The sequence below is a fragment of the Sphingomonas sp. 1185 genome (assembly GCF_040544655.1).
GTDB lineage: Bacteria > Pseudomonadota > Alphaproteobacteria > Sphingomonadales > Sphingomonadaceae > Sphingomonas.
Genome location: NZ_JBEPKL010000005.1, coordinates 98566 through 107639 on the forward strand (window position 1 = coordinate 98566; position 9074 = coordinate 107639).

At 66.9% G+C, this 9074-nt stretch carries 10 protein-coding genes; 6 read left to right on the forward strand and 4 right to left on the reverse strand.

The window, feature by feature from the left end:
• Positions 1-57 precede the first annotated feature (57 nt).
• Positions 58-1422 (forward strand): preprotein translocase subunit SecY, encoded by a 1365-nt coding sequence (secY, locus tag ABIC44_RS05930; protein WP_307103009.1) that lies wholly within the window; start codon positions 58-60, stop codon positions 1420-1422.
• 44 nt (positions 1423-1466) lie between these two features.
• Positions 1467-2114 (forward strand): adenylate kinase, encoded by a 648-nt coding sequence (locus ABIC44_RS05935; RefSeq protein ID WP_354294357.1) that lies wholly within the window; start codon positions 1467-1469, stop codon positions 2112-2114.
• A gap of 365 nt (positions 2115-2479) precedes the next feature.
• Here the strand turns inward: ABIC44_RS05935 and ABIC44_RS05940 are convergent, their stop codons facing one another.
• Positions 2480-3265: a hypothetical protein gene (locus ABIC44_RS05940; RefSeq protein ID WP_354294269.1), complete on the reverse strand. Its 786-nt coding sequence runs from the start codon at positions 3263-3265 to the stop codon at positions 2480-2482.
• An 82-nt stretch (positions 3266-3347) separates the two neighbouring features.
• Here ABIC44_RS05940 and ABIC44_RS05945 point away from each other — a divergent pair, with 82 nt between their 5' ends.
• A complete protein-coding gene (locus tag ABIC44_RS05945; RefSeq protein WP_307103013.1) occupies positions 3348-4226 on the forward strand; it encodes a tyrosine recombinase XerC in 879 nt (292 codons plus the stop codon).
• 12 nt (positions 4227-4238) lie between these two features.
• On the opposite strand, the gene ABIC44_RS05950 is transcribed toward ABIC44_RS05945, so the two are convergent.
• Complete coding sequence (locus ABIC44_RS05950) at positions 4239-4844, reverse strand: DedA family protein (RefSeq protein ID WP_354294271.1); 606 nt, start codon at positions 4842-4844, stop codon at positions 4239-4241.
• Positions 4845-4957: 113 nt separating this feature from the next.
• On the opposite strand from ABIC44_RS05950, the gene lepB reads away from it, so the two are divergent.
• Together lepB and rnc are read left to right on the forward strand one after the other, a co-directional pair.
• A complete protein-coding gene (gene lepB, locus ABIC44_RS05955; protein ID WP_354294272.1) occupies positions 4958-5767 on the forward strand; it encodes a signal peptidase I in 810 nt (269 codons plus the stop codon).
• 5 nt (positions 5768-5772) lie between these two features.
• Positions 5773-6429, forward strand: a complete 657-nt coding sequence (gene rnc, locus ABIC44_RS05960; protein ID WP_309692876.1) for a ribonuclease III — start codon at positions 5773-5775, stop codon at positions 6427-6429.
• Positions 6430-6565: 136 nt separating this feature from the next.
• Here rnc and ABIC44_RS05965 read toward each other — a convergent pair whose 3' ends face one another.
• Positions 6566-6787 (reverse strand): hypothetical protein, encoded by a 222-nt coding sequence (locus ABIC44_RS05965; protein WP_354294273.1) that lies wholly within the window; start codon positions 6785-6787, stop codon positions 6566-6568.
• Between the two features lie 134 nt (positions 6788-6921).
• Here ABIC44_RS05965 and era point away from each other — a divergent pair, with 134 nt between their 5' ends.
• Positions 6922-7818 (forward strand): GTPase Era, encoded by an 897-nt coding sequence (era, locus tag ABIC44_RS05970; RefSeq protein ID WP_354294275.1) that lies wholly within the window; start codon positions 6922-6924, stop codon positions 7816-7818.
• A gap of 182 nt (positions 7819-8000) precedes the next feature.
• Here era and queG read toward each other — a convergent pair whose 3' ends face one another.
• A complete protein-coding gene (gene queG / locus ABIC44_RS05975; protein WP_354294276.1) occupies positions 8001-9050 on the reverse strand; it encodes a tRNA epoxyqueuosine(34) reductase QueG in 1050 nt (349 codons plus the stop codon).
• Positions 9051-9074: the final 24 nt, after the last annotated feature.

Here is a 9074-nt window from a genome sequence, read left to right on the forward strand (position 1 = left end):
GCGGGGCGGTTCAAAACGCATCCCGCCGTTTTTCGTTTCCAGGATAACGCAACAGCTATGGCATCCGCAGCCGACCAGATGGCGCAAAGCATCAGCCTGGCGAAATTCGCCAAGGCCACCGACCTCAAGAAGCGGCTGTGGTTCACGATCGGCGCGCTGATCGTCTTCCGCCTGCTCAGCTATGTTCCGCTGCCGGGTGTCGACCCGACCGCACTGGGCCTGCTGAGCCAGAAGACCACGGGCGGCGTGCTCGACTTCTTCAACACCTTCTCGGGCGGTTCGCTCAGCCGCATGTCGCTGATCGCGCTGGGCGTGATGCCGTACATTACGGCGTCGATCGTCATCCAGCTCGCGACCTCGCTGAGCCCGCAGCTCGCCGCCATCAAGAAGGAAGGCGAGAGCGGCCGCAAGAAGCTGAACCAGTACACCCGCTACGGCACGGTTCTGCTGACCGCGATCCAGGGCTATTTCATCGCCGTGGGCCTCGAGACGCTGGGCGCCAGCCAGGGCATCCAGGCGGTGATCGAGCCGGGCATGACCTTCCGCATCGCGGCGGTCATCTCGCTGATCGGCGGTACGATGTTCCTGATGTGGCTGGGCGAGCAGATCACCAGCCGCGGTATCGGCAACGGCGTGTCGCTCATCATCATGGCGGGCATCGTCGCGCATCTGCCGACGACGCTGGTCAACCTGCTCGAAGGCGGCCGGACCGGCAGCATCGATCCGGTCCGCCTGATCGGCATCATCGTCGCGGTCGTCGTCCTCGTCCTGTTCATCTGCTTCATGGAGCGCGCGCAGCGCCGCATCCTGATCCAGTACCCCAAGCGCGCGACGCAGCGGGGCATGCAGGCCGATCGCAGCCACCTGCCGCTGAAGATCAACACCGCCGGCGTGATCCCTCCGATCTTCGCCTCGTCGCTGCTGCTGATGCCGCTGACCATCTCGCAGTTCGCAGGCCAGCGCGTCGCGGGCGAGAGCCGCTGGGGCGACTTCATCATCAGCCTCAACCAGTATCTGCAGCACGGCAGCCCCGTGTACATGCTGCTCTATGGTGCTGGCATCATCTTCTTCTCGTTCTTCTACACCGCGGTTGTCTTTAACCCGGAGGAAACGGCGGACAATCTGAAGCGCTATGGCGGCTTCATTCCGGGCATCCGTCCGGGCAAGAACACCGAGACCTATCTCGATTACGTGCTGACCCGCATCACGGTGATCGGGGCGGCCTATCTGACGATCATCTGTCTGCTGCCCGAATATCTGGTGTCGGCGCTGCAGATTCCCTTCTATCTGGGTGGGACCAGCCTGCTGATCGTCGTCAACGTGACGATGGACACGGTGACCCAGATCCAGAGCCATCTGCTGGCGCATCAATATGGCGACCTGATCAAGAAGGCGAAGCTGAAGGGTGGCCGCCTGCGCTGAGGCGCGGACGGGACTAGCGGAAAACAGGGGAGAATGACGTGGGCGTGAACATCATCCTGCTGGGGCCGCCGGGCGCGGGCAAGGGGACCCAGGCGCAGCGGCTGGTGGCGAATCGCGGCATGGTGCAGCTGTCGACCGGCGACATGCTGCGCGCGGCGGTCAAGGCGGGCACCCCCGTCGGCCTTCAGGCCAAGGCGGTGATGGATGCGGGCGAGCTGGTGTCGGATGCGATCGTCTCGGCGCTGATCGGCGAGCGGCTGGACCAAGCCGAGGCCGAAGGCGGCGCGATCTTCGACGGCTATCCGCGCACCGCAGCGCAGGCCGAGGCGCTGGACGTGCTGCTCGCCGAGCGCGGCAAGTCGCTGGACCATGTCATCGAGCTGGCGGTGGACGAGGATGCGCTGGTCGAGCGGATCACCGGGCGCTTTACTTGCGCCTCGTGCGGCGCGGGCTATCATGACAGCTTCAAGCCGACCCAGGTCGAGGGCGTCTGCGACGTCTGCGGCTCGACCGAGTTCAAGCGGCGTCCCGACGACAATGCCGAGACGGTGCGGACGCGGATGGCCGAATATCGAGCCAAGACCGCGCCGATCCTGCCGATCTATGAGGCGCGCGGCATCGTGACGCGGGTCGACGGCATGGCCGGGATGGACGATGTGGGTGCGGCGATCGACGCGATCCTCGATCGCTGACCGACCGCATGACGCGATGGCAAAGGGGGCCGCTTCCGATCGGGAGTGGCCCCTTTTTCGTTGCACGTTTCCAAGGGGGATCGACATTGAGCGATGCTAGTCCTTCCCTTGCCCCTCGCCCCTCGCCCCTCGCCCCTCGCCCCTCGTCAGAGGGGAGAGGGTTGCGCAGACTTGGCCTTTGCAAAAGCAAAGGCTTAGTCGGAGCTGGGTGAAGGGTGGGCGCTCGCTTTGCGAGCGCGCGAGCCCTTGGGCTCGCTCAACCCCTCACCCAAGCTGCGCTAGCCAGCACGCTGGCAAGCTTCGCTAACCCTCTCCCCTCTGCGAGGGGCGAGGGAAGGAAAGGCCATCCCGAACGTCCATCGGCCTTATGCCGTGACGGGGGCGCTAGCGTCACGGGGCAGGAGTTTTTGGAAGTCCTGCCAGGAATCCGTCATTTCCGTCAGTTCGTGGCGTTGTCGGTCGGTCAGCATATTTTGACGACCGGCATCCAAGGACTTGTTCACCAGCGCGACGATCTGCGAAACGCGGGTGTCCGCATTCTCGCCGCTGCGGGCGATGGTGAGGGTGGATGTGGCGAGGTCGGCCCGGATCGGGGTGGCGTCGGCCATGCTGTCGAACACCCGGCCGAGGATCGCGGTGGCTTCCTCCTTATGCTCGGGGGCGATCAGGCGGTCGGCGATTGCGGTCATCTTCATGTGCTTCAGCGCGAATTCGGCCGCATAGGTGGTGTCGGTGCGCTGCCCCTGCTGCGGCAGGATGCTCGTCAGCGCGGCGGTGAGAGCCTCTTTCGCCGATGCGCCGTCCTTCAGCATCCCATAGAGCGGGGCGACATCGGCCGCGAAGGGCGCGGTATAGGGATTGGTGACGAGCGTGTTGCCGGTATCGCCCAGATCGATACCCCCGCCGCGCCCGATCACGTCCTGGCGGGCGGCGAGCAGCGCCTTGACCGTCTTGTCATAGGTCACGGGGTCCTGGGGTTTCGCGACGGACCCCTTCTCCAAGGTCTCCAGGGCCTCGAACGCCTCGCGGGAAATCGAGATGGTGGTCGGCCCCTTCGGCTTGTCGAAAGGCGATGGCGCCGACGCCGGGGCGTCCTGGCCCGACAGCGGGCTGAAGCGGATCGGAGAGGCGGACGAAACGGGCGAGATCATGGTCTTTATGACGACCGTTTCATCTGAATCCTAACCGATTTATCTTTGCCGCCGTGCCGCCGCCTGTCATCGTTTCGCGCCTATGACCGCGCTGATTGCCGATTATTACCGCCATCTCACAGTCGACCTGCGACGGTCCGACCATACGGTGCGGGCCTATGTCGCCACGGCCGGGCGGCTGTGCGGCTTTCTGGGCGAACATTGGGGGGAGGCCATGGACGGCGGGGCGCTCGCCCGCCTGACGGCCGCCGACCTGCGCGCCTATCTCGCGCGGCGTCGCGGGGAGGGGCTGACATCGGCGTCGACGGCGCGGGAATTGTCGGCGGTCCGCCACTTCCTGCGCTGGGCGGGCGCCGAGCCGCCGCCGATGAAGGGCCCGCGGCGCAAGCGGACGATCCCCCGCCCACAGGCCCCTGCCGACATCATGGCGCTGGGCGAGGATGTCGCGGAAAACGCCGCCGAGCCCTGGATCGCCGCACGCGACTGGGCGGTGCTGATGCTGCTCTATGGCGCGGGGCTGCGGATCGGGGAGGCGCTGTCGCTGCCTGCGGGCATCCTGCCGCTGGGCGAGACGATCCGCGTCACCGGCAAGCGCAACAAGACGCGGATCGTGCCGTTGCTGCCCGAACTGCGCGCCGCGATCGAGGCCTATGCCGCGCAGATGCCCTTTGCGGTGGCGGGCGACGAACCGCTGTTCCGGGGTGCCAAGGGCGGGCCGCTGTCGCCCACGATCATCCGGCGCGCGGTCCAGGCGGCGCGGGAGCGGCTGGGGCTGGCGGCGCGGACGACGCCGCATGCGCTGCGGCACAGTTTCGCCACCCATTTGCTGGGCCGGGGCGCCGATCTGCGCCAGCTTCAGGAACTGCTCGGCCATGCCAGCCTGAGTTCGACGCAAATCTATACCGAGGTCGATGCCGCGCGGCTGCTCGACATTTACCGGACCGCGCATCCGCGTGCGTGAGGCGCGGGCGGATCACCGCTCGCCGCGCGGCTTCCAGGTGAAGACCCGCCAGAGATAGCCGACCGCGATCGCCCCGGTCATCACGATGGCGGCGGGGCCGACATAGCGGTCGATCGCCTCGAAATTGGCGCCCAGCCAAAGCCCCGCATAGGCCAGGATGGCGTTCCAGATCGTGCTGCCCGCAAAGGTCCAGATCAGGAACCTGGCCAGTGGCATGCGCGTGATCCCGGCGGGAAGCGAGATCAGGGTGCGGAAGGCGGGCATGAAGCGGAACACGAACACCACCCAGCCGCCATGCCGGACGAAGAATTCGTGCAGCCGCTCGACATCACGCCATTCCATCGTCAGCCAGCGGCCATGGCGGTCGATAAAGGGACGGAACCGCTCATAGCCGATATAGCGGCCGACCGCGTACCAGGCATAATTGCCCGCCGTGGTCCCCGCCGTGCCCCACAGGATCAGCGGAATCATCTCCATCTGCCCGCGCGCGACCGCCATGCCGCCCAGGCCCATGATGACCTCGGACGGGATGGGGGGCAGGATATTTTCCAGCGCCATCAGCAGGAAGATGCCGAAATAGCCGCCCCAGGCGATCAGGTTGAGGATGAAATCGGTCATGCTTGATGGACTGTACCGCCGAACGCAGGGGCGGTTCCCGTATCGCTGCGGCGAACGCGGCGAAAGGGGGAAGCCGCTTGACGAGGCGAGCGGGTTGCGCGAACCCGACGACCATGGCCGACACGTCCCCCTCATCGCCCAAATCGTCGGAAGCGAAGGATACGCTGCGCTTCTTCCTGAAGCTGGCGCTGTTCGTCTTCATCCTGCGCAGCTTCATCGTCACGTCCTTCGTGATCCCGTCGGAATCGATGCTGCCACGGCTGTTGATCGGCGATTACCTGTTCGTGACGAAGTGGAATTACGGCTATTCTCGCTGGTCCCTTCCGTTCGGTGTGCCGTTGCTGCCGGGGCGGATATTGGGGCGCGATCCAGCGCGCGGCGATGTGGTGGTGTTCCGCTCGCCGGGGCCCGACGACCATGACGTCATCAAGCGGGTGATCGGCCTGCCCGGCGATACGATCCAGGTGACGAACGGGCAGGTGATCCTGAACGGCCGTCCGGTCCCCAAGCAGCGCGTCGCCGATTTTGTCCTGCCGCTGACCCCCAATTTCGGGCCGACCGAGTGCGGCGCGGCCTATCTCGACTCCGTCGGCGGCCGGTCGGTCTGCCGCTATCCCCGGTTCCGTGAGACGCTGCCGGGCGGCAAGAGCTATGACGTGATCGACCAGGGCAATTTCCCGGATCGCGACGATACCGGCGTCTATACCGTGCCCGCCGGGCGGGTCTTCCTGATGGGCGACAATCGCGACGATTCGGCCGACAGCCGCTTCGCGCCGCCGATGGGCATGGGGATGATCCCGATGGACCGGCTGGAGGGGCGCGCCGCCGTCACCTTCTTCTCGACCGATGGCTCGGCGGAGTGGATCAAGCCCTGGACCTGGGTGACCGCCGCGCGCTGGAACCGGATCGGAGAAGGGTTTTGAGCGCGGTGGATGACTGGCTGAAGGCGATCTTCGGCCGCGCGCCCGCCGACACCGCGCCGTTCCAGCGTGCGCTGACCCATGGCAGCCAGGCGGCGGAGAATTACGAGCGGCTGGAGTTTCTCGGCGACCGGGTGCTGGGGCTGGTCATGGCCGAATGGCTGTGGGAGCAATTCCCGAACGAGCCCGAGGGGCAGCTGTCGCGGCGGCTCAATTCGCTGGTGACGGGCGCGGTCTGTGCCGATGTCGCGCGCGACCTGGGGGTGCGCGAGCATCTGCGGCTGGGCAAGCAGGCGCGCGATGACGGCGCGTCGGACAGCGACAATGTGCTGGGCGACGTGATGGAGGCGCTGATCGGTGCCTGGTATCGCGAGGCGGGGCTGGACGCGGCGCGCGGCTTCATCCGCAAGGCCTGGGGCGACCGCGTGCATGCGCAGGGCAAGGCGCCGCAGCATCCCAAGTCGGCGCTGCAGGAATGGGCCGCCGCGCATAATCGCAAGGCGCCCGAATATGTGGTGACGGATCGCTCGGGACCGCACCATGCGCCGCGCTTTACCGTGGCCGTCCGGATCGGGCGCACGGCGGAGGCCAGCGCGAGCGGCGCGAACAAGCAGGAAGCGGAGACGGCCGCCGCCAAGGCGTTGCTGGCGAAGCTGAAGGCCTGAGCGGGGAAGGGGCGGGGCGTGGGCTTCGACTTCGCTCAGCCTGAACGGAGGTTGGGGAAGAAGGCCGTTTTAAACAACAGCCGTTCAGCCTGAGCGAAGTCGAAGGCCAAGCCCCGACCCCGCTCAGGCACCGGACTTAACGCCCCTTGGCGGCCGCTGCTTCCTTCCTGGCCTGAACCTTCGCGCGGTGGTGTCCGATCGCGCAGCCCGCGACCGCGCCCAGCACCGCATGGCCCTTGCCGACGAAATGCCCGGCGACGCCGCCGACCGCCGCGCCCTTGAGGCAGCCCTTGGCCGAGGCCGGGCCCGCCGCCGTCAGCAGGATCGCGGCCGACAGGGTGGTCATCAGGGTCTTCATGACACGCACTCCTTTGCGAAAACGGAGTGGGGATATGGCCGGTGACGAATGGCCGGGTGTTGATCGCGATGTGACGATCCGTCCATGCGGGCTTTTCCTTGCAGGCAGGGCCGCTTCGCCTGTACCGCTGGGGCATGACTGAACAACGTTGCGGCCTCGTGGCCGTCGTCGGCGCGCCCAATGCCGGAAAATCCACCCTCGTCAATGCGCTGGTCGGCCAGAAGGTCGCGATCGTCAGCCCCAAGGCGCAGACGACTCGCGCCAAGCTGCTCGGCGTGGCGATCGAGGGGGATGCGCAGATCCTGCTGGTCGACACCCCCGGCATCTTCGAACCCAAGCGCCGCCTGGACCGCGCGATGGTCGCCGCCGCCTGGGAAGGCGCGGAGGGGGCGGACATCCTGGCGCTGGTCGTCGACGGCAAGGGCGGGATCGGGCCGAAGGTGACCGCCATCGCCGAGTCGATCGCGCACCGGCCCGAGCCCAAGCACCTGATCATCAACAAGGTCGACATCGCCGACAAGGCGCGGTTGCTGGGCCATGCCGAAAAGCTGAACGCGGTCGTGGCGTTCGACGAGATCTGGTTCGTCTCGGCGCAGACCGGCGACGGCCTGCCCGAGCTGAAGGCGCATCTGGCGAAGCTGATGCCCGAGGGGCCCTGGCATTATCCCGAGGACCAGGTCTCCGACGCAACCGAGCGTGCGCTGGCCGCGGAGGTGACGCGCGAGCAGATCTATCTCCAGCTCCACGCCGAACTGCCCTATGCCAGCGCGGTCGAGACCGAGGCCTATAAGGAGCGCGAGGACGGATCGGTCGAGATCCACCAGCAGATCCTGGTCGAACGCCCCACCCAGCGCGCGATCGTGCTGGGCAAGAACGGCGTGCGGATCAAGGAGATCGGCGCCAAGGCCCGCGAGGAGCTGTCGCGCATCCTGGGGCACAAGGTGCACCTGTATCTGCACGTCAAGGTGAAGCCGGGTTGGGACGAGGATCGCTCGGTCTACAAGGATATCGGGTTGGATTGGGTGGATTGATCGTTTGGGGTGGGGGCTCGGTGAGACACCTTGCCCTCCCCCATCCCCTCCCGCTTGCGGGAGGGGCGTGCCTAGACCGACCAGGCAGCGCTTCAAAAAGCGATACGCTCGTGGCTTATGCGCTCCATCAGTCTTAAAGCACGCCCCTCCCGCAAGCGGGAGGGGATGGGGGAGGGCAGGGGCTAGGCCACTCCCTCACCCAACCGCCCCAAGGCCCATGCCGCCGCCTCCACCACCACCGGATCGGCATCCGCCAACAACCCCCGCAAGACTGGCACCAGCTCCGCCGCCCCGCTATTCCCCGCCGCGATGGCGGCATTGCGCACCATCCGGTTCCGCCCGATCCGCTTGATCGGCGACCCCGCGAAGACCTGCCGAAACTCCGCATCGTCCAGCGACAGCAAATCCCCCAGCTCCGGTGCGGTCAGTTCGGCACGCGGATGGAACGCCATGTTCGCCTGCGCCGCCGCCGCGAACTTGTTCCACGGGCACACCGCCAGGCAATCGTCGCAACCATAGATGCGGTTGCCCATCGCCGCCCGGAATTCCTCCGGGATCGGCCCCGCATGTTCGATCGTGAGGTACGAAATGCATCGCCGCGCATCGAGCTGATAGGGCGCGGGAAAGGCGTCGGTCGGGCACGCCCGCTGGCACGCATCGCACCGGCCGCAGGTGTCGCGCGCCACCGCGTCGGGCTCCAGTTCCAGCGTGGTGTAGATCGCCCCCAGGAACAGCCAGCTGCCATGCTCGCGACTGACGAGGTTGGTATGCTTGCCCTGCCAGCCCAGCCCGGCCGCCTCGGCCAGCGGCTTTTCCATGACGGGCGCGGTGTCGACGAAGACCTTGAGGTCGCAAGCCCCCTCCTGCGCCAGCCAGCGGCCCAGCGCCTTGAGCTGCCGCTTCACCACGTCGTGATAATCGGCACCCTGCGCATAGACCGAGATGCGCCCGATCCGCCCGTGATCGGCCAGCCGCATCGGGTCCTCGGCGGGGGCATAGCTGACGCCCAGCGAAATGATGCTCTTCACCTCGGGCCACAGGCTGGCGGGGCTCTGCCGCTGGTGCGCGCGGTCGGCCATCCAGATCATCGATCCGTGCCGCCCCTCGGCCAGCCACTGGTGCAGCCGCTCGACGGTCCTGGGCGCGGCGTCGGCATGGGTGATGCCGATCGCGGCAAAGCCCAGTTCGGCCGCCTTCGCCTTGATCCGGGTTTCCAGCTTGTCTTGCGCCACGCAGGCCCGCTACCACAGGCGATC

Coding starts and splice junctions, on each gene's coding strand:
- era (WP_354294275.1), top strand. CDS start 6,922: ATGACTGAACAACGTTGCGGCCTCGTGGCCGTCGTCGGCGCGCCCAAT.
- ABIC44_RS05950 (WP_354294271.1), bottom strand. CDS start 4,844: ATGACCGATTTCATCCTCAACCTGATCGCCTGGGGCGGCTATTTCGGC.
- ABIC44_RS05965 (WP_354294273.1), bottom strand. CDS start 6,787: ATGAAGACCCTGATGACCACCCTGTCGGCCGCGATCCTGCTGACGGCG.
- lepB (WP_354294272.1), top strand. CDS start 4,958: ATGGCCGACACGTCCCCCTCATCGCCCAAATCGTCGGAAGCGAAGGAT.
- secY (WP_307103009.1), top strand. CDS start 58: ATGGCATCCGCAGCCGACCAGATGGCGCAAAGCATCAGCCTGGCGAAA.
- ABIC44_RS05940 (WP_354294269.1), bottom strand. CDS start 3,265: ATGATCTCGCCCGTTTCGTCCGCCTCTCCGATCCGCTTCAGCCCGCTG.
- ABIC44_RS05945 (WP_307103013.1), top strand. CDS start 3,348: ATGACCGCGCTGATTGCCGATTATTACCGCCATCTCACAGTCGACCTG.